General features: G+C 54.9%; 21 protein-coding genes and 3 tRNA genes. 6 read left to right on the top strand and 18 right to left on the bottom strand.

What is annotated here, in order from left to right:
- The first annotated feature begins 281 nt into the window (after positions 1-281).
- A complete protein-coding gene (locus tag MMW58_RS10885) occupies positions 282-785 on the top strand; it encodes a non-heme ferritin-like protein (protein WP_159235694.1) in 504 nt (167 codons plus the stop codon).
- A gap of 436 nt (positions 786-1,221) precedes the next feature.
- Positions 1,222-2,739 (top strand): MFS transporter, encoded by a 1,518-nt coding sequence (locus MMW58_RS10880; protein WP_166646164.1) that lies wholly within the window; start codon positions 1,222-1,224, stop codon positions 2,737-2,739.
- 38 nt (positions 2,740-2,777) lie between these two features.
- On the opposite strand, the gene MMW58_RS10875 is transcribed toward MMW58_RS10880, so the two are convergent.
- Together MMW58_RS10875 and azuC are read right to left on the bottom strand one after the other, a co-directional pair.
- Entirely contained in the window at positions 2,778-3,029 is a 252-nt protein-coding gene (locus MMW58_RS10875; RefSeq protein WP_041146262.1) for a DUF2766 family protein, read from the bottom strand.
- A 79-nt stretch (positions 3,030-3,108) separates the two neighbouring features.
- Entirely contained in the window at positions 3,109-3,192 is an 84-nt protein-coding gene (gene azuC / locus MMW58_RS10870; protein ID WP_113771133.1) for a stress response protein AzuC, read from the bottom strand.
- A gap of 198 nt (positions 3,193-3,390) precedes the next feature.
- Here azuC and MMW58_RS10865 point away from each other — a divergent pair, with 198 nt between their 5' ends.
- Positions 3,391-4,812 (top strand): MFS transporter, encoded by a 1,422-nt coding sequence (locus MMW58_RS10865; RefSeq protein WP_133598566.1) that lies wholly within the window; start codon positions 3,391-3,393, stop codon positions 4,810-4,812.
- 38 nt (positions 4,813-4,850) lie between these two features.
- Here MMW58_RS10865 and MMW58_RS10860 read toward each other — a convergent pair whose 3' ends face one another.
- Positions 4,851-5,489 carry an RpiB/LacA/LacB family sugar-phosphate isomerase gene (locus tag MMW58_RS10860; protein ID WP_133598568.1) on the bottom strand — a complete coding sequence of 213 codons (639 nt, stop codon included), beginning with the start codon at positions 5,487-5,489 and terminating at the stop codon, positions 4,851-4,853.
- A 435-nt stretch (positions 5,490-5,924) separates the two neighbouring features.
- On the opposite strand from MMW58_RS10860, the gene ftnA reads away from it, so the two are divergent.
- Positions 5,925-6,422 carry a non-heme ferritin gene (ftnA, locus tag MMW58_RS10855; RefSeq protein WP_045859271.1) on the top strand — a complete coding sequence of 166 codons (498 nt, stop codon included), beginning with the start codon at positions 5,925-5,927 and terminating at the stop codon, positions 6,420-6,422.
- A gap of 36 nt (positions 6,423-6,458) precedes the next feature.
- Here the strand turns inward: ftnA and MMW58_RS10850 are convergent, their stop codons facing one another.
- A complete protein-coding gene (locus tag MMW58_RS10850) occupies positions 6,459-6,698 on the bottom strand; it encodes a YecH family metal-binding protein (RefSeq protein ID WP_041146266.1) in 240 nt (79 codons plus the stop codon).
- A gap of 192 nt (positions 6,699-6,890) precedes the next feature.
- Between MMW58_RS10850 and tyrP the strand changes: the two genes are divergently transcribed.
- Positions 6,891-8,102 carry a tyrosine transporter TyrP gene (tyrP, locus tag MMW58_RS10845; protein WP_159235692.1) on the top strand — a complete coding sequence of 404 codons (1,212 nt, stop codon included), beginning with the start codon at positions 6,891-6,893 and terminating at the stop codon, positions 8,100-8,102.
- Between the two features lie 29 nt (positions 8,103-8,131).
- Here the strand turns inward: tyrP and MMW58_RS10840 are convergent, their stop codons facing one another.
- From MMW58_RS10840 to uvrY, 9 genes are all read right to left on the bottom strand, one after another.
- The gene (locus MMW58_RS10840) at positions 8,132-8,800 is read right to left on the bottom strand and encodes a YecA/YgfB family protein (protein ID WP_041147683.1); all 669 of its coding nucleotides are present in this window, start codon (positions 8,798-8,800) and stop codon (positions 8,132-8,134) included.
- Positions 8,801-8,886: 86 nt separating this feature from the next.
- Entirely contained in the window at positions 8,887-9,462 is a 576-nt protein-coding gene (locus MMW58_RS10835; RefSeq protein ID WP_241723343.1) for a DUF805 domain-containing protein, read from the bottom strand.
- Positions 9,463-9,638: 176 nt separating this feature from the next.
- Positions 9,639-10,574, bottom strand: a complete 936-nt coding sequence (locus tag MMW58_RS10830; protein ID WP_159235689.1) for a metallophosphoesterase — start codon at positions 10,572-10,574, stop codon at positions 9,639-9,641.
- A 206-nt stretch (positions 10,575-10,780) separates the two neighbouring features.
- Positions 10,781-10,866 (bottom strand) — tRNA-Leu (locus MMW58_RS10825).
- A 13-nt stretch (positions 10,867-10,879) separates the two neighbouring features.
- A tRNA-Cys gene (locus tag MMW58_RS10820) sits at positions 10,880-10,953 on the bottom strand.
- Between the two features lie 40 nt (positions 10,954-10,993).
- Positions 10,994-11,069, bottom strand: a tRNA-Gly gene (locus MMW58_RS10815).
- 151 nt (positions 11,070-11,220) lie between these two features.
- On the bottom strand, positions 11,221-11,769 hold the full coding sequence (gene pgsA / locus MMW58_RS10810; RefSeq protein ID WP_045859282.1) for a CDP-diacylglycerol--glycerol-3-phosphate 3-phosphatidyltransferase: 549 nt from the start codon (positions 11,767-11,769) through the stop codon (positions 11,221-11,223).
- Positions 11,770-11,826: 57 nt separating this feature from the next.
- Positions 11,827-13,659, bottom strand: coding sequence for an excinuclease ABC subunit UvrC (gene uvrC, locus MMW58_RS10805; RefSeq protein ID WP_159235688.1), 1,833 nt, complete (start codon positions 13,657-13,659; stop codon positions 11,827-11,829).
- Entirely contained in the window at positions 13,656-14,312 is a 657-nt protein-coding gene (uvrY, locus tag MMW58_RS10800; RefSeq protein ID WP_041146271.1) for a UvrY/SirA/GacA family response regulator transcription factor, read from the bottom strand. Before uvrY ends, uvrC begins: the two co-directional genes overlap by 4 nt.
- Positions 14,313-14,772: 460 nt before the next feature.
- On the opposite strand from uvrY, the gene MMW58_RS10795 reads away from it, so the two are divergent.
- Positions 14,773-14,997: a DUF2594 family protein gene (locus MMW58_RS10795; protein ID WP_041146272.1), complete on the top strand. Its 225-nt coding sequence runs from the start codon at positions 14,773-14,775 to the stop codon at positions 14,995-14,997.
- 67 nt (positions 14,998-15,064) lie between these two features.
- Here the strand turns inward: MMW58_RS10795 and sdiA are convergent, their stop codons facing one another.
- The 5 genes from sdiA to tcyJ all read right to left on the bottom strand — a co-directional run bounded on the left by sdiA (position 15,065) and on the right by tcyJ (position 19,743).
- Positions 15,065-15,787, bottom strand: coding sequence for a transcriptional regulator SdiA (sdiA, locus tag MMW58_RS10790; protein ID WP_133598583.1), 723 nt, complete (start codon positions 15,785-15,787; stop codon positions 15,065-15,067).
- A 573-nt stretch (positions 15,788-16,360) separates the two neighbouring features.
- Positions 16,361-17,113: an L-cystine ABC transporter ATP-binding protein TcyN gene (tcyN, locus tag MMW58_RS10785; RefSeq protein WP_041146274.1), complete on the bottom strand. Its 753-nt coding sequence runs from the start codon at positions 17,111-17,113 to the stop codon at positions 16,361-16,363.
- Positions 17,110-17,778, bottom strand: a complete 669-nt coding sequence (tcyL, locus tag MMW58_RS10780; RefSeq protein WP_045859290.1) for a cystine ABC transporter permease — start codon at positions 17,776-17,778, stop codon at positions 17,110-17,112. Before tcyL ends, tcyN begins: the two co-directional genes overlap by 4 nt.
- A 15-nt stretch (positions 17,779-17,793) precedes the next feature.
- A complete protein-coding gene (gene dcyD / locus MMW58_RS10775; RefSeq protein WP_241723341.1) occupies positions 17,794-18,780 on the bottom strand; it encodes a D-cysteine desulfhydrase in 987 nt (328 codons plus the stop codon).
- A gap of 162 nt (positions 18,781-18,942) precedes the next feature.
- Positions 18,943-19,743 carry a cystine ABC transporter substrate-binding protein gene (tcyJ, locus tag MMW58_RS10770; protein ID WP_041146277.1) on the bottom strand — a complete coding sequence of 267 codons (801 nt, stop codon included), beginning with the start codon at positions 19,741-19,743 and terminating at the stop codon, positions 18,943-18,945.
- Between the last annotated feature and the right edge of the window lie 180 nt (positions 19,744-19,923).

Genomic DNA, 19,923 nt, shown 5'->3' with positions numbered 1-19,923 from the left:
CTTAAATGACACTCAATTTAATAAATATGCTAATCAATAGCCTGCTATCAGCGGATGGTGTAACTAAACGTAAATCCTTCCGGTTAAGAGTTTTCTTAAGTAAATTCTGAGAGTATTCTATATTTGTGGATATCGGAAATATCATTTCTGGCCACTCATGGAGAGCGCGGAATTATATTATTCCGCCAGTAAACTTTCGTGTGAAGGTCTCGTAATGAAGCTGTTGGGGGCGAAAGCTCTTAACCCGCGAAGACCCCCTTCCAGATTAATAAGGATATTTTATGGTAGTTGCAGGAATGGCTCAAAAGCTGAATAACCAGATGAATCTTGAGTTCCGCGCGTCGAACTCGTATCTGCATCTGAGCGAGTGGTGCGCACAGCAGCGCCTGAACGGCACCGCGACGTTTCTCCGCACCCAGGCGCAGTCCAGCGTCACGCTGATGATGCGGGTATTCGAATTTATGAAAAAGGGCGGCGAGTGGCCTATCGTGAAGGCCGAAGGGACCTATCATCAGGAGTGCAGCTCCCTCGAAGATCTGTTTACCCAGACTCTTGCCGACTATGAACAGCGCAGCAGCCTGCTCGCCGGTCTGGCAGAAGAAGCTAAAGCGCAAAGCGATGATTCCACCTGGCGCTTTTTGACCCTCTTAGAGAAAGAGCAGCAGCAGGACGGCATTCTCCTGCAAACCGTTCTCGATGAAGTGCGTAGCGCCGATAAAGCCGGTATCTGTCTGCAGCAAACCGACCGCCGCCTGATGGATCTGGTGGCGCAGCAGCGCCATTAATCCGGCTTAGGTAAACGCCTTCAGGCTGGCTAAAGTCAGAGGGAACCACCGCTATAGGGCACCGTTCAGGCTATTAATGAAAGGTGCCCGATAATTCACCTCCCGCTCCGTTCTGCTATCGCCAGTCCGTCTGAGAGCCCAGCGGCCAGCCTTCGGCATTGCTTCAGACCTCCTCCCGCATGGCCCGCACGCTCCCCCGCCCCGGCATTTTGGCGCTCCGCAGCCGTTTGTTATTCCTAAAAAGCATTAAAAACTTTTAAGCCGATCGCATTACTGCGCAGCTAAATCGCCTGACCGATGATTAGTGACGGGGATCACTTTTTAAGCCGTGAGTTAATAATATAAAAACGCTGTTTCAAAAATTTAAAACAAGAGGTTTATATTAATGGCAAGATACGCGGCTTCAGCCTCGCAAGGGCTGCAGGGAAGACCGATTTTGTTACGCCATCAGCTCGCCTACGGCGGCGGCAACTTACTGGGGAGCGGCGCGCTGGCAATCAGCGGCGCCTGGTTACTCTATTTTTATACGACATTTTGCGGGCTGACGCTGATCGAGGCCTCGTTAATTTTCTCGATCGCCAGCATTATCGACGCCATTAGTAACCCGTTAATGGGCTATCTTACGGATAACTTCGGTAAAACCCGGCTCGGCAAACGCTTTGGCCGGCGGCGCTTCTTTTTGCTCATCGGCATTCCGCTGATGATGTTTTACCCGCTGCTGTGGGTAGAGGGTCTCGGCTTTTGGTACTACCTCAGCACCTACGTGATCTTCGAGATTATTTATACCTCAATCATGGTACCTTACGAAACGTTGGCCACCGAAATGACCGACGATTTCTCATTACGTTCTAAGCTCACCGGTTATAAAGCCATTTTTGGCAAGCTGGCAAACTTCCTCGCGGCCTTTATTCCGGGCCAGTTCATCCTGCTGTACGGCAAGGATTCCGCCACCCCGTTCTTCCTGACCGGCCTGACCTACGGCATCATTCTGATCGTCGCTATCTCCTGCCTGTGGTACTGCAGCTGGGAGCGTCCGCGGGAAGAGGAGAGCAGCGTCAGCGAGAAGAGAGGGCTGCTCAATACGCTGCTGCTGCTGGCTAAAGATATGCGTTCGACTTTTTATTTACGCGTCTTCCGCAAGCATCTCGGCATGTACCTGTGTGGTTTTGGCGCGGAATGGCTGTTTGCCTCCATCTTTACCTATTTTGTTATCTTCGTTCTGCAGCACGATCCGGCGATGGTTGCCGGGCTGAACAGCCTGAACTCGATTCTGCAGCTGGTCTCTACCGCGCTGTTCATCGGACTGTGCGTGAAAAAAGGCTTCAGCAAGCCCTATATCCTCGCGCTGAGCGTGGTTATTTTCTCGGTACTGCTCTACACCTCGCTGTGGTTTTTCCATCTTCCGGCGCACCTCGCTACCGTGCTGATGTTCGGGATCACCGTCCTGTTTGGCCTCGGAACCGGCGGCGTGTACTACATCCCATGGACCGTTTATACCTTCCTTGCCGATGTAGATGAGATTTACACCGGCCGCCGTCGCGAGGGAATTTATGCCGGCGCCATGACCTTCTCCGGGAAAATACTGCGCTCTATCATCGTCTTCACCATGGGAGCTATTCTCAGCTTCTACGGCTTCCAGTCGAAGGCGCACGCCCAGCCGGAAAGCGCGGTTACGGCGATTGCCGTGGTGTTCTGTAGCGGAGTGGTGCTGCTGGCTCTGGCCGCGATCGTATTCAGCAAGCAGATGAAGCTGGATCGCAAAGCCCATATGGTGGTCTTACAGGAGGTTGCACGGATTAAAGCAGGAGGCAAAATCGGCGATATCGCGCCGGAGGTACGGGTTGTCGTTGAGGATCTCGTCGGCCATCGCTACGAAGAGTGCTGGGGTAACAGCAAGCTGTTTAGGAGTGAAGAGGCGACCCCGGCCCGTTCCGCAGTCTCCCACCAGGCCTGATGGACACCCCGCCACCACGCGTGGCGGGGTAAAACCAATTAGTGGGCTTCGCTTTGCGGGGTGAACTTCAGCTCAATCAGGGCAATCGCTTTTTGCACCGCACGCATCGTAACCGGGTCGGACGATGAAGGATGGCTTGAAAAATCAATCGCTTTAAGCTGAGTCGCCATCTTTTCGCGGACCTCTACAGGGGCGATAACGTCAATGACATCGAGGATCTGTTTGATAACCAGCTGACAGGCAACCACGTCGGAAACCAGCTCGTCTTGTTCGGTAAGGTGTTGAGACATTTTTTGCTCCTTTTTGCAGGAGCGTAATAGTACCCTAAATCTGCTGAGATAAAAAAACCTGCCGCAGCAGGTTTTTTTATCAGAACATGCCGGCTGGCGGCACATCTTTGAAGGTCTTGCAGTAGGTGTCAAAAATGCTTTTCAGAATCTTGCGCAGCTTCATGACGTCACTCCGTTTTTGTTATGCAGGTGTTAATGCTCGCTCGACTATAATATGACCGCCATCACAAAAATCAATTTAAATGTGCGCCAAATCACAAAAATAACTGCAGACTGAATTTTAAATTTAACAAAAAACGAGCGGAGCCGGAGCCTTCCCTCTCTCCTGCTCACGATCTCAGCAGGCTATGGCAACAACATAATGACGACAAACATCTCCGCCCGGGAAGACCGGGCGTTCTCGGCGCCAGCGCTGCTGGTCGCCGGGGCCTTTTTCATGGAGTTTCTCGACGGAACGGTGATCGCCACCGCGCTACCGGACATGGCGAAAGATTTTGGCGTGGCGGCGGTGGATCTCAATATCGGGATCAGCGCCTACCTGATTACGCTGGCGGTGTTGATCCCGGCCAGCGGCTGGATAGCCGATCGCTTCGGCGCGCGCAGGGTCTTCACCCTCGCGTTGGCGATTTTTACCCTTGCCTCGGTGTTTTGCGGCCTTTCCACCAGCGTCGATACCTTCGTCGCCATGCGTATTCTGCAGGGAATGGGCGGCGCGTTGATGGTCCCGGTCGGCCGGCTGGCGGTGCTGCGTACCACCCCCAAGCACCAGCTGATTAAGGCCATTGCGACGCTGACCTGGCCCGCGCTGGTGGCGCCGATTATTGGCCCGCCGCTGGGCGGCTTTATTACCAGCTACGCCAGCTGGCACTGGATTTTCTTTATTAACGTCCCGCTGGGTCTCGCGGCGATGGCGCTGTCGCTGCGCATTATTCCCGATATTCGCGAGGAGGAGCGGCGCCCGTTCGACCTTCCCGGCTTCCTGGCCACCTCGGTGGCCATGGTCAGCCTGGTCAGCGCCATGGAGATCCTCGGCGACAACCGGCCCGAGGGCTGGCAGACCCTGGCGCTGCTGGGGCTTGGGATCGGCTGCATGCTGTTCTCGCTGCGCCACTTCCGCCGCGCCGCCTGGCCCATGGTGCGCCTCGATGCGCTGCGGGTCCCCACATTCAGGGTCACCATGTACGGCGGCTCGCTGTTTCGCGCCTCCATCAGCGCCGTGCCTTTCCTGCTGCCGCTGCTGTTCCAGGTGGGATTCGGCATGGATCCGTTCCACTCGGGGCTGCTGGTGCTCGCCGTGTTCGTCGGTAACTTCACGATTAAACCCGCCACCACGCCGCTTATCCGCTGGCTCGGCTTTCGCCGCCTGCTGCTGATTAACGGCGCGCTCAACGTTCTGTCGCTGCTGGCCTGCGCATTTTTGACTCCGCAAACGCCGGTGTGGTTAATCCTGCTGATCCTGTTCCTCGGCGGCGTTTTCCGATCGATTCAGTTCACCGGCATCAGCACGCTGGCCTTTGCCGATGTGCCCTCCCCGCAGATGAGCTACGCCAACACCCTGTTCAGCACCGCGTCGCAGCTGGCGGTTGGTTTAGGGATAACGCTTGGCGCGATAGGTATTCGTATCGGGGAAAAGCTGAGCGAATGGCTAAGCCTGTCGAATCTGCCCGGCATCAGCTTTCGACTCTCGTTTGTGTTTATTGCGCTGATTTGTCTGGTGGGAATGGTGGATAGCCTGAAGCTGACGGCGGATGCCGGAAGCAGCGTGTCGAACAAGAAAACGTAAGCGAAAGCAAGGCCAGCCGCGGCTGGCCTTGTCGAGGATTAACCGACGATGTGGCGAACGAACGTTTCGATCTCTTTGTCCTGGCAATTCTCGAAGAAGCACTGCTGGAAGCGCGGACCTGAGACGGCGGTTTTAACCAGCTCCGGGTCGATAGCGCGCAGCGTGTCGAGGTAATTCTCTTTCACCACCGCCGCTTTCACCGTATTCAGAATCCCGGCATTGCGCACCTGCGGCTCTTTACGCTCCGGCGGATAGCCTTCCCCGTTACGGCCGGTGAACGCTTTTTCGAAAATAAAGCGCACGTTCAGCTCTGCGCCCCAGCCGAAACCTTTCGCAAACGGCAGAGAGAGCGCGTTGCCGTTGTTAATCTGGGCAAACAGGAAAGCGTCGGCAGGATCGATACAGTAGCCGCACACCACGCCCGGATGGATATTCAAAGACATCAGTGCGCCCTGGCCGGTGCCGCAGCCGGTGACCACAAAGTCCACCGCTTTGGAATTCAGCAGAATGCTGGCCATGATGCCCAGATGAATATAGGTCAGGTGATGATCGTGCTCATCGCTCATACCCACGTTGTAAACCGGGAAGCCTTTCTCGTCGGCAACGGCGTTGAGCTCGTTGAGGATGATGGCATTTTTGTTTGCCTGGCTGTTTTCCATCATCAGTGCAATTTTCATGCTTTACTCTCCTGAATGCTTTGCGGGTACTTCCGCGATAGGTCGTTAACGTTGGTATGACATTACTACTTAACAAACGCACTTTCAAATTTTATGAAAAGTTGTTTTATAAATTACGTAGCGCTTCACACTTTTGCCATCCAACCCCGTCCCCCGCTCTTTGCGCCTCCGCTTCCCTGCCGCTCCCCGATCGGCAAAACCCGCGCGAGGCCCTCAGCCGCTCGTCATTCGGTTGCGCATATTGAGCTGACCCGGCGCTATTTATTAAATATCAATTAAAACCATTCTCATTAATTATTAAATTGCCAATGCGTTTTATTCCCATTTGCATTTTTAATAAATAAAGTTTTTAATTTACTTTTTGCAAATAAATAAATAACAAATTATAGTGAGCGCACAATAATCTTAATTACCTATATTTTCGGAGCACGCGCTATGCTGAAAACAGAAATGATCGATAAGCTCAATGAGCAGATGAACCTTGAACTCTATTCCTCTTTGCTTTATCAGCAAATGAGCGCATGGTGCAGCTATCATAGCTTCGAAGGTGCGGCGGCGTTTCTTCGTCGTCACGCTCAGGAAGAGATGACCCATATGCAGCGCCTGTTCGACTACCTCACCGACACCGGCAGCCTGCCTTGCATCAACGCCATTGCCTCGCCGTTTGCCGAGTACGCATCGCTGGATGAGCTGTTCCGCGTTACCTACGAACACGAGCAGCTGATTACGCAGCAAATTAACGCCCTGGCCCACGCCGCGATGTCTGCACAGGACTATCCGACCTTTAATTTCCTGCAGTGGTATGTTGCCGAGCAGCACGAAGAAGAGAAACTGTTTAAATCCGTTATTGATAAACTGACCCTCGCCGGTAAAAGCGGTGAAGGTCTGTACTTTATTGATAAAGATCTGGCAACGCTCGATACGCAGAAATAATTATGCCGGCGACGATGCTTCGGCATTGTCGCCCCGCTAATGTTGGCAGATTTTACTTTCGCTGGTATTAAACCCGGCGTCTGCGGCAATAAACTTGCCCTTCTTCTGTAGAAATATCACCAGCTCCCCAGCGGTGAGGTTTTCCGCCGAACAGGTGTGAAAACGGGCCTCGTCGCCAAAGCGAGCGACTATCGCCGCTTCCAGGCTGGCAACGCTGTAGGGTTCGCCCGAAGCGATCATCATCTGCAGTACTTCATGACCGTGAATAGATTGCATAACTCCTCCTGTAAAGCATCCACGATAAACCACCTTATGGTTTCAGGCTTTGCGCCAGCGCAGCATTAGCGCGGCTCCCGGACTGTAAAGTTTTACTGACAAGAGCTGTAACCCTCATTTGACGAATCTGCTGATTTCACATACTCTGCGCGACATATTTTATTGTTAATTCCTTCATGGATAGAGAGAAACGTGAAGAACCGCACTCTAGGTAGTATTTTAATCGTGGCAGGGACCACTATTGGCGCAGGGATGCTGGCAATGCCTCTGGCATCCGCTGGGGTCGGCTTCGGCGTCACGCTCGGGCTGCTGATCGCCCTGTGGGCTTTGATGTGCTATACCGCGCTGCTGCTGCTGGAGGTCTACCAGCACGTTCCGGCGGATATGGGGCTGGGCTCGCTCGCCGCCCGCTACCTCGGGCGCTACGGGCAGTGGATCACCGGTTTTTGCATGCTGTTCCTGATGTACGCCCTGACCGCCGCCTACATCAGCGGCGCGGGAGAGCTGTTGGCCTCCAGCCTGAACCAGTGGCTGCAGTGGGATCTTCCGCCGGCGGGCGGGGTGCTACTGTTTACCGGCATTGGCGGAGCGGTGGTTTGCCTCGGGACCTCGCTGGTCGATCTGTTCAACCGCTTTTTATTCAGCGCCAAGATTATTTTTCTCGCCATTATGCTGGCCCTGCTGCTGCCGCACATTCATCAGATAAACCTGCTGACCCTACCGCTTCAGCAGGGGCTGGCGCTCTCGGCGATCCCGGTTATCTTTACCTCTTTTGGTTTTCACGGCAGCGTGCCGAGCATCGTCAGCTACCTTAACGGCGATATTCGTAAGCTGCGGCGGGTGTTTATCATCGGCAGCTTTATCCCACTGGTGGCCTATATTTTCTGGCAGCTGGCGACGCTGGGCAGCATTAGCTCTCCAACCTTTGCCGCCCTTCTGGGACAGCATGCAGGGCTGAACGGCCTGCTGGAAGCTATCAGAGAAGTCGTCGCCTCACCGCACGTTGAGCTGGCGGTGCATCTGTTTGCCGATCTGGCGCTGGCCACGTCGTTCCTCGGCGTCGCGTTGGGGTTATTTGATTATCTGGCCGACCTGTTTCAGCGTAAAAATACGCCGGGCGGGCGCGTGCAAAGCGGCGTCATCACCTTTGTACCGCCGCTGGCCTTCTCGCTGTTCTACCCTCGCGGCTTCGTAATGGCGCTGGGCTATGCGGGCGTTGCCCTCGCCGTGCTGGCGCTGATGCTGCCTGCGCTGCTGGTCATGAAGAGTCGTCAGCAGCATCCGCACGCGACGTGGCGGGTTATCGGCGGAACGCCGGCGCTGTGGCTGGTCCTGCTGTGCGGTATCGCTATCGTGTTGATTCAGGTTTGTATCGCGATCGGCGTTTTGCCTGCCGTCGGATAAAAGAGTAAGGGGCCTGTCGGCCCCTTATTTTATTTTGCTAAGCAGCACTGCTTATATTTCTTACCGCTGCCGCACGGGCAGGGATCGTTACGTCCAACTTTGGCATCATTTCTGATCGGCTGCGGCACCTCTGCCGGCTGCGCATGCTCCGTCCAGTATTGATAAAGCGCCAGCGCCGCGGGTTTAATACGCTCTACGCTGGCGAGAAAATCATCGACAGAGAGCGCTTCAACCGCCGGGAACTGCGCTTCCGTCCCGTGCAAAGCGATGATATCCAGCTCGGCCTGCAGCTCCGCAGGTAAAGCGGGCCAGCTGCCCAGGCCGACGCCGCGCATATAGCCAAAGCACCACTCGCCAACGATAGTCAGCTCCTGGCCTTCCTCTTCCCGCGTGCCGAACAGCGGCTCGAACTGCTCCGGATAGTCGTCCAGGCGCTCGGCAACATCGCTCATATGCTGCAGGGTGAGGTTAACGAAGCGGTCACGCTCGCGATCGTTGGCCCAGCGCGGTACGTTGTCGGCACCGCCCCAGATAGCCAGCAGCCACTGGGCGGGTTCAATCTCGGCTGGCCCGGAGAGGATCGCCGTCAGCAGGCCATCAAGCTCGGAGACATCAAGGATGGCGCCGTCGGTGGCGTATTTCGACAGGATATCGTCCAGCCATTCAAGTTCGCTTTCGTTCAGGGGTCCGGTTTTCATAAACAGGCTCGTCGTCTTAGAAAAATGGCGCATACAGTAGCGGAAATGCCGGGAGAAAACCACCCGGCGCGGGCATTCTGCGCGGGTTAAATATCCTTAATAATGCTCGAGCGCATGGTTTCATATTCACTTTCGCTGATCGTACCGTCATCGCGCATCTTTGTTGCCTGGGCCAGGCGCTCTCTGACATCTTCGGCGGAAGAAACCGGGGCGCTCTGCGCGCCGGGAGGTGCGCTGTCACCGTTATCCTGCTGAGCGTCGCCAAAGCGGTTAGCCCCGTCGGTTCCTCGGGCAAACAGCAGCCAGATGGACATCACCAGCGACATGATTCCGCCAGCGACCATCAGCCATACCCATGCTGCCGCTCCGCCCTCTTCAACGGTGCCGGCAACGCCAATCAGGCCGATAATCAGGATCAGAAAAGGCGCCAGCAGCCACCAGCCGGATTTGTTCAGATCGTGCAGGCGTCGTACCGCCACCGCGATACCCGGAATAATAATAATCAGGCTAAACAGACCGCCGATAACCGGGATCAGCCCCAGTACCGCGGACAGCACAAAGTTAGCGACGGTAAATACGGCGTACTCTTTGCGCGCCGAGCGGCCGCGAAAGGTGGCATATTTGCGAAAACAGTTACCGTAGCTTTCAAGCAACGTGGCCATAAGATCCCTCATTAAAAATAATTATTATTGCCGTGACGGCATATTGTCCCAAAGGCGGTTTATCCGGCCGCAGGCGCGCGCCGGAGCGCTATTTTACCGTAGTTTTCCCGAAATGTGCCGGAGAAAACTGAGGGCTTGACCGCCAGGCGCCATGACGATAATGCGGCAAACCAGCCTCATACGCTGACGAAGCGTCCGTTTGCCACTTCCGTCTGACCGGCGTCATAGATCCACGCCCGCAGCGGATGGTTCGCTTTTGCCGCATTATAGTCAACGCACACTACCCGCTCGCTCAGCGCCGCCGGTTCGCCAGATAGGGTATAGTGCCCAACGACAACCGGAACCTCGGGCAAAACGTAAGCGCTTTTTCCCAGCGCGATATCCGGGATGCTGCTAACCATCTCGGGCTGAACCTGGGCAACCTGCCGGTAGGTTGTGGCCTCGTTAAGCCACCAGCGGATGCGAATATGGCGCCGCTCAATCCCGGTTTTATCCTCGAAGCTGTAGCCCGCAGGCAGCGCCAGCTCTGGCCCCTTGAGTATCGTCTCCAGCAGGTGGAACAGGACGTGCTGTTTATCGAAGGCGTGTACCCAGCTCTCCGGCTTCAGCCGGTTTTCTTCGTCGAGCCACGGGCGAAGCCGGGCAATAGCGCTCTCGTCCCAGCACGCGTGCACCGCGCGGACATCGCCAAAATCAACGAACAGCGGCAGGGTTTTAAACCACTCGACCCACAGCAGGTGCTGAGCGCTGTCTTCCGTGACGTCGTTGAGGAAGGCCTGATGCTGACGGCGGTTATTCGCCGTATGCGGACGCAGGGGCTGAGCCGTCTGCGGATGGCGCATCAGCCAGCCAACGGCGTTAAATTCGTGATTGCCCATCAGGCAAATGGCGCGACCCTCGGCAACCTCTCTCCTCACCTGCTCCAGCACCGACGGATGGTCGATGTGGCTCCCCGGCTGATTATCAATAAGATCGCCGACAAAAATCAGCAGGCTGCGATGCAGATCTTCCCGGGATCGCAAATGAGCCAGCAGGGCGGAAAGCTTGCCGTACTGGCCATGAATATCACCAATAAATATTTTTCGGCTCTTAGTCTGGCCTGAAGCGGGCATCAGAATTCCTTGTGCTTTTGTAGTGGATGCGGCCTTACGGATAGTAACAGGGTTGCCGGACGAAGCCTCGCGCAACGAGGGAATCGGCTGAAGGGCAGGATAATATTATGAGGTGATATTATGAATGGCGAGCTGCAGGCACAAAAAAACCACCCGTAGGTGGTTTCACGACACTGCTTATCATTGATTTTATTCTATAATCCCAATGGTACCCGGAACGAGACTTGAACTCGTACAGCCTATGGCCGAGGGATTTTAAATCCCTTGTGTCTACCGATTCCACCATCCGGGCTCGGGATGTAAATTGGAGGCGCGTTCCGGAGTCGAACCGGACTAGACGGATTTGCAATCCGCTACATAACCGCTTTGCTAACGCGCCTTTAATGCTGCAACACCCGCAACTGCCGATGCTTTTAAACTGGAGCGGGAAACGAGACTCGAACTCGCGACCCCGACCTTGGCAAGGTCGTGCTCTACCAACTGAGCTATTCCCGCATTATCAAGCTAATTTGCTAATCACTTGATTTTGTTATCGTCTGGCAAGCCGTGCTGCCGTTCGATGCGTTGCATTCTACTTACCTGGCGCAATGAGTCAACGATATTTTTTAAAACCTTGCGTCGTTTGCTGAAAATTACGCCGAAACGATCACTGATCAAGCAAATCGCCGCGCGCCGCGTTCAAATATTGCAGCATCGACCACAGAGTCAGCACCGCCGCAACGAGGAACAGTGCGATCCCAGCCCCTTCAACCCACTCATTTGGCCGCCACAGCATCCACACCAGCGCCGTCATCTGCGCCGTCGTTTTGACTTTACCGATCCAGGAAACCGCTACGCTGCTGCGTTTACCCAGCTCGGCCATCCATTCGCGCAGGGCAGAGATAATGATTTCACGGGCGATCATCGTCGCCGCCGGCAGAGTGACCCACCAGGTGTGGTAATGCTCGGCAACCAGCACCATCGCAATTGCCACCATAACCTTATCCGCTACCGGGTCGAGAAACGCGCCAAAACGGGTGCTCTGATTCCAGCGGCGCGCCAGATAACCATCAAACCAGTCGGTTACCGCGGCGACAAAGAAGATCAGCGCACAGGCAAACGGTGCCCATACCACGGGAAGGTAAAACGCCAGCACAAAGAACGGTATCAGGATGACGCGAAACAGAGTAAGCAATGTAGGGATATTAAATTGCATAGTGACGGGTAACTATCTGTTAGAAGTAAAAATTAGCCCTATGTTGCTACAGAGCCCCTAATGTTTCAACGAGTAGAAGATCTTTTCTGCCAGACCGTGAGATATACCCGGTACTTTGGCTATCTCTTCTACGCTGGCCTTCTGTAGCCCCTGCAGACCGCCCATATACTTCAGCAGCATCTGCCGACGCTTTGGCCCTACTCCTTCGATAGTCTCCAGCGTGCTGGTACTTTTCACTTTTGCCCGCTTTTTACGATGCCCGGCGATGGCATGATCGTGCGACTCATCGCGGATATGCTGAATGACGTGCAGCGCGGGAGAGTCCGGCGGCAGGCTAAAACCTTCGCCCTCGGGCTCAAAGAATAGCGTTTCCAGGCCCGCCTTACGATCGCTACCTTTTGCTACCCCTAATAATAGAGGATGATGTTTATCCCAGGCCACGTCCAGCTCGGCAAACACGCTTTTCGCCTGCCCAAGCTGCCCTTTACCGCCATCTATCAGGATAACGTCAGGGATCTTGTTCTCTTCGATAGCTTTACCGTAGCGCCGACGCAGAACCTGATTCATCGCCGCATAGTCATCCCCCGGCGTGATCCCGGTAATATTGTAGCGGCGATACTCGGCGCGCAGCGGCCCGTTGCTGTCAAACACCACGCACGAAGCGACGGTCTGTTCGCCCATCGTGTGGCTGATATCAAAGCACTCCATGCGCTTCACCGCCGGCAGCCTGAGCAGCGTCGCCAGCGCCTGCAGGCGCTGATGGATGGTGGACTGCTGGGACAGTTTGGTCGTCAGCGCCGTCGCGGCATTGGTGCGCGCCAGCTTAAGATAGCGCGCGCGATCGCCGCGGGGTTTCGTCTGCACATTCACGCGCCGCCCCGCCAGCTCTGAGAGCGAGTCGGCGAGCAGGGTTTTATCGCCAAGGTTAAAGTCGAGCAGAATCTCCCCCGGCAGGGTGCGCATCTGGCTCCCCTGCAGATAGAACTGACCGACGAAGGTCTCCACCACTTCCCCGAGCTCGGTACCGCCGGGGACCTTAGGGAAATAGCTGCGGCTACCCAGCACTTTCCCCTGGCGAATAAACAGCACGTGAACGCAGGCCATGCCCGAATCAAAGGCGACGCCGATAACGTCCAGATCGTCGCCATTATTTGAGACAAACTGCTTCTCCGTCACCCGACGCACGGCCTGGATCTGATCGCGAATGCGCGCCGCCTCTTCAAACTCCAGCGCCTGGCTGGCCTTCTCCATGCGGGCAATAAGCTGCGTCAGGACCTGATCGTCTTTGCCGGCAAGGAACAGCCGCACGTATTCAACCTGCTGGGCATACTCCTCCTCGCTAACCAGCCCCGCTACGCAGGGGCCCAGACAGCGGCCAATCTGATACTGCAGGCACGGACGAGAGCGGTTGCGATAGACGCTATTTTCACACTGGCGAACGGGAAAGATTTTTTGCAGCAGCGCTAAGGTTTCGCGAACCGCATAGCCGTTCGGGAAAGGACCGAAATATTCCCCTTTAGCGTGCTTAGCGCCGCGATGGGTCGCCAGCCGCGGATGGGTATCGGCGCTGAGAAAAATAAAGGGGTAGGATTTGTCATCACGCAGCAGCACGTTGTAGCGCGGCTGATACAGCTTGATATAGTTATGTTCAAGCAGCAGGGCTTCCGTTTCGGTATGGGTTACCGTCACGTCTATTTGCGCTATCAGCGCCACCAGGGCTTCGGTTTTACGCGAAGCCAGGTTGCTGCGAAAATAGCTGCTTAGCCGCTTTTTCAGATCTTTTGCTTTACCAACGTAGATAACGGTACCGCCAGCATCGTACATCCGATAGACGCCCGGCTGGCTGGTTACTGTCTTCAGGAAAGCTTTGGCATCAAAAACATCACTCACAGACTTGCTAACGACTCCGCATTACACAGGCCATGGCGGATTGCCAGGTGGGTCAGCTCAACGTCACCGTGGATGTTTAATTTACTGAACATCCGATAGCGATAGCTGTTCACCGTCTTGGGGCTCAGATTCAGCTGCTCTGAGATCTCATTGACCTTCTGACCTTTAGTGATCATCAGCATAATCTGCAATTCTCGTTCAGACAAACTGGCAAACGGCGATTCCGTTTTTTCCGGCTCGATCTGGCTGAGCGCCATCTGCTGGGCGATATCCGAAGCGATATAGCGCTGACCTGATGCCACGCAGCGAATCGCATTGACCACTTCCTGCGGCGCGGCGCCTTTGCTCAGGTAGCCCGCAGCGCCTGCCTGCATCACCTTCGCCGGCAGCGGGTTTTCAGTATGAACGGTGAGCATAATGACTTTGGTATCGACAATGGCTCGCGCAATTTTACGCGTTGCCTCAAGACCGCCGATCCCGGGCATATTCATGTCCATCAGGACAACGTCAACGGGATTCGCCCGACACCATTTAACGGCATCCTCGCCGCAGCAACATTCGCCCACGACGTTAATCCCTTTTATATCTTCCAGAATGCGTCGTATCCCTGCGCGCACCAGTTCGTGGTCATCAACAAGAAGGACGTTGATCAAAGGAATAATCTCCAGAATTAGGGATAACACAACGGATAGTTTATCGAACCCATATTACCGGGTTTTGGCGTAATTTTAAAAGCCAAAAGTGTTCTTCAGAGGATTTATCTGTCCTTTATGGCAAGTTGTTTGCACACATGGTGGAAACCCATACATAACAGAGAGTTGTATAAGGTCGTATTTTTAACATTCGTCATACAGAAAACGTAATAAACATAACACAATACGTAGTTGATAAAATACGAAAGAAAATATGTAACAATAATTAACTCTAAAAATCATACCAAAAATTAACAATTTGCGGGCGCCGCAGCGGGCTTTATTCAGGCAATTAAACCCCTCACAGCTCCGATCAGAGAACGCAAATTACGCGCTCCTTTTTTTTCTGCCGCTTGTGGTATACTGCGCCGCTTTAAGATTTAGTATTGCGCAAAAGCGCCGATAGCAAACGAGGATATCGATGAGCACACCAGATTTTTCCACTGCAGAAAATAATCAAGAACTGGCGCAGGAAGTGACCTGCCTGAAAACGCTGCTGACGCTGATGCTCCAGGCCATGGGCCAGGCCGATGCGGGTCGGGTGATTATTAAGATGGAAAGGCAAATCACGCAGATGGAAGATGAGGCTCAGGCTGCCGTATTCTCCAGCACCGTTAAGCAAATTAAACAGGCTTACCGTCAGTAACAATAAACCGGCTGGAAGTATAACTGACAGCCGGTTTCACGTCTGGCACGCAGAACGATGGGCTAGCTCAAATTAAGCCAGTGGCAACCGCATAGCAGGCTATTTGCGTTTTATTTGGTGCGTTGAATTTTCGCTGCATATTTTTTTGATGAAAATTGACGGTATTTTCTGAGATAGACAGAATTATCGCGACCTCTGCCGAGGTCTTCCCTTCCGCAGTCCATTTCAAAATCTCCAGCTCACGCCGGCTGAACTTCATTTCCGGCGGCATCACCATCGCGTCCTGCAGGCGTAACAGCGTCAACAGGCTGAGCTCAATCAGCATTCTCAAACGCATTTCTAATTCGTCTGCCGGATAGGGCCCGACGCTACGATTCTGCCCTGAGACAGAGAGAAAGCCCTGCGCGTGGTTGGGTAAGGTGAGGCACTGAGTAATCCCCTTCACCAGCCCGTGATCGCGCGCGCCGTCCCAGAGCTGCGGGGCGTCACGGAATAGCCCATCGTTCCACGGCAGGTGACCGCGAAGGAAATTTTCCGGGCGCAGCACCGGATCGATGGCGAAATAGTTCTCGGCTTGATAATGCGCCATCCACGCCTGCGGATAGGTCGTCTGCAGCGTCACCTTAGGGCGCGTAAAGGGCACGGGATGGCGCACGCAGAGAGCAAAATAGTCATATTCCAGCTCTTCCGCCTGCTGCTGCAGGAGATTATAAACCCCCTCTCCCGCCGAAATTGCCTGAAATTGTTGCAGCATTTCCCGCCGCCAGCTGAAAAAATCATTGTCCCTCATAACCGACCAAATAACTCCTGAGTAATTATCATTATTACAAATACAAAAACTAACACATAAATCTTATTTATATGTATAAAATATCGTATACAGCGCACATATTAGATCGTTACCGGTGCTATTCAGCGATGATGGAAGAAGAGAATGTCGCATGATTTATCTCTGCCGACGATATATTCTCAACTGTAGGAGGCGTTTAGCGCCAATCCTGCTGCCGATATTGCCTTCTCTCAAGCGCCGCTGTCTTACCCTCAGCGATAAGATACGACGTATCGTTCCCGCAGGCTGGCCTCCACCGACGGCGGAAAAAGGGATTGTTTCGGGAAAACGCCTGGCGCGGCTGAATATAAAAATACCAATCGATAAGCAGCGTTTAATAGTTCTGATCTCTCACAGGACGCTATCGTTCAGCGCTATCGCCCCGATCGTTCAGAAAGGTTTCCACTTCGCGGCCCAGGCGCTCGGCGTTCGGGCTGGCCAAACGCCTGCGCTATTCTTTGCGGCTGGCAGGAACGCCGGTAGCCTGGCCCCCCGCCCTGTTCACCGGATCCCGCGACCGCAGTCCGGTAGCCGTTACTGCATCAGGAATTTTTCGAGGAACTGGCGCGTGCGCGGCTGCTGCGGATTGGCAAACAGCGCCTTAGCCTCGCCCTGCTCGACGATGCGTCCCTGATCCATAAAGATAGCCCGGTCGGCCACGTCGCGGGCAAAGCTCATTTCATGGGTTACGATAACCATGGTGCGCTTCTCCTGTGCCAGCTGGCGAATGGTATTCAGCACTTCGCCCACCAGCTCAGGATCCAGAGCGGACGTAGGTTCATCAAACAAAATGACGTCCGGGCGCATCGCCAGCGCGCGGGCAATCGCCACGCGCTGCTGCTGGCCGCCGGAAAGACGGCGCGGGTAGCTATTCTCTTTGCCGTTTAGCCCAACCTTCGCCAGCAGTTCGCGCGCCCGGACGATCGATTCGTTTTTATCTTCACCCTTGACGATAACCGGCCCTTCGATAATGTTCTCCATTACCGTGCGGTGCGGGAACAGGTTGAAGTTCTGGAAGACGAAGCCGACGTGCTGGCGCAGGCGGCGAATCAGCCCCTTCTGCTGGCTGAGGCTGCGCGCGGTATCGATAGTGACGTCGCCCACCCGAATGGTGCCGCTCTCCGGCTGTTCCAGCAGGTTGATGCTGCGCAGAAGGGTCGTTTTACCGGAGCCGCTGGGGCCGATAATCGCCACCACTTCGCCCTCCGCCACCTCGAGGTCAATACCGTGCAGTACCGTCTGTCCGTGGAACTTTTTCACCAGGTTTTTGACTTCAATGGCACTCATTTTGGATCACGCTCCTGGCGATTCAGCTGATTTTCAAAATAGTTTTGCAGCGTCGACAGCACCGTCGCCATCACCCAGTAAATCAGCGATGCGGCCAGATACATGGTGAAAACTTCCAGCGTACGGGAGGTAATAAGCTGCGCCTGGCGGAACAGTTCCGGTACCTGGATAGTCGCCGCCAGCGACGTATCTTTCACCAGGCTGATAAAGCTGTTAGAGAGCGGCGGCAGCGCGACGCGCGCGGCCTGCGGCAGCACCGCTCGACGCAGAGTCTGCCACGGCGTCATGCCGATACTTGCCGCCGCTTCCCACTGCCCTTTATCAATAGAGGCAATCGCCGCGCGCAGCGTTTCGGCGGCATACGCCGCGGTGTTCAGCGACAGGCCAATCATCGCCGCCGGAATGGGATCCAGCTCAATACCAAACTGCGGCAGGCCGTAGTAAATCATAAACAGCTGGGCGATAAGCGGCGTACCGCGGAAAATAGAAATATAGACCCGCGCCAGCCACTTTACCGGCCAAAGGGGCGACATCCGCATCAGCGCAAGGATAAAGCCCAGCACCAGGCCAAAGAACATGCCGCCGATGCTCAGTTGCAGCGTAAATACCGCCCCCTTGAGGAGAAAAGGTGCGGAATCAAAAACCAGTTGGATACTCTCTTGCATTCTGTTTGTTCTGCTTTAGATATGAGGATGGTAGGCAAACAGCGCCGGCGCTCCGCCGGTGTGTATAAATAAGATCGGCCCTTCATCCTTAAAGCGTTTCTGCTGAATACCGTCAATCAGCCCGGCCATCGCCTTCCCGGTATAGACCGGATCCAGCAGGATACCCTCAAGCTGTGCCAACAGTTTTACCGCTTCCATGCCTTCGTCATTCGGCGTGCCGTAGCCTGGCGCGAAATAGTCGTCCCACAGCGTAATGTCGGCTTTTGCCTGCAGCTCGAGGCTGTTCGCTACCGCCTGCTGCAGGGCAACGACTTTCGGCAGCTGGTCCGCCACCTTGCGCGACACGGTGACGCCAATCAGTTCGGCCCCCGGCATCAGCTGTTCCAGACCCACCGCCAGACCGGCATGGGTGCCGGCGCTGCCGGATGCCACCACGACGGACGACAGCTCTACCGCGCCTTCGCACTGCTGGGCGATTTCCAGCGCGCTTTCAACATAGCCTAGCGCGCCCAGCGCATTGGAGCCGCCGACCGGGATCACGTACGGCCGATAGCCCTGAGCCTCGATACGCGTCGCCAGCTCTTCCAGCCGCGCATTGGGGTCGGTCAGCGCATCGCACATCTCGACCTGGGTATTGAACAGATCCAGCAGCAGGCGGTTGCCGTTAGTCAGGTAGTTTTCCGCACGGGTGCCAATCGGGTTTTCCAGCAGGGCCACGCAGTGCAGGCCAAGCTTAGCCGCCACCGCCGCGGTTTGACGAACGTGGTTAGATTGAATCGCGCCGGCGGTGATCAGCGTATCGGCGCCTTCCCGCAGCGCATCGGCCGCCAGGAACTCCAGCTTGCGCAGCTTATTGCCGCCCATAGCAAGCGGGGTCACGTCGTCGCGTTTGATAAAAATTTCGCGACCGAGATGATCCGACAGGCGCGGCAGGTATTCCAGCGGCGTCGGAGCGCCAATCAGCTCCAGGCGCGGGAAACGCGTTAAATTTTGCAGTGACATGATATCTCCTGACTGAGAGCCAATCCCTCAGGCGTTATTATTCCAGGCAAACTGGCCCATAAAATAGCCTGACGAAACAGGCCCTTTGTTTTTATTATGCACGTAGTTGCCGACGAAATAAAAAAAGGCGCCTCGATGAGCGCCTTTTTTCACCGCCGGCCGTTATTTCGTCACGTCAGCGCCAAACCATTTTTCCGACAGCGCTTTCAGGCTGCCGTCTTTTTGCATGTCGGCAATCGCACCATCCACCGCTTTCAGCAGATCTTCGTTACCTTTACGCAGCGCCACGCCGGACTCCTGACGCGAGAACGCTTCGCCGGTGACGGCCAGGGTATTGCCGGTTTTCTTCACCAGATCCAGCGCAGCCAGACGATCGACCAGAATGGCGTCGATGCGGCCTACGCGCAGATCCTGATATTTAGTCGGGTCGTCATCATAGGTACGGATATCCACGCCCTGCACGTTCTGACGCAGCCACTCTTCGTAGTTGGTGCCCAGACCCACGCCGACTTTTTTACCTTTCAGGTCGGCCGCCGTTTTGATAACGCCTTCATTGCCCTTTTTCACCAGCGCCTGCACGCCAGAGACGGTGTATGGCGTGGAGAAATCATATTTTTTCTTACGCTGGTCGGAAATGGTGACCTGGTTAATCACCACATCGATGCGTTTAGAGTCCAGCGAGGCCAGCATTCCGTCCCATTTGGTCGGTTTCAGATCGGCCTTCACTCCCAGATGCTTCGCCAGCTCGTTGGCAAAGTCGACCTCAAAACCGGCCAGCTTGCCGTCATCACCCTGATAGCTGAACGGAGGATAGGTGCCTTCCAGACCCACGCGCAGCGTGCCGCGCTCTTTAATTTGGTTAAACAGGTTTTCCGCTGCAAACGTTTTTACGCTAACGCCAGTCATCAAAACCACAGCCATTGCGCCCATCAGCGCCTGGCGGCCCAGAAGTGCTAATTTCATAGAGACCCCACAGAGTGATATTTTTTTGTAGTGTAAGGCGTTTATGCGGATGGACCAACATCTATCCGCTACATCTTATTCCAATTTATTATATACGATGCCGTTTATGGCATAGTGAAAAACGCGCGCAAAATTGATCGTATTTGCTGGAGATCTCTCATACTGCAAGAGTCAGCTTGA

Source organism: Klebsiella sp. HC6 (assembly GCF_022605325.1).
GTDB classification, from domain to species: domain Bacteria; phylum Pseudomonadota; class Gammaproteobacteria; order Enterobacterales; family Enterobacteriaceae; genus Klebsiella; species Klebsiella terrigena.
Note: the sequence above shows the minus strand (reverse complement) of the source record. Positions and strands in the feature narration are given on the sequence as shown.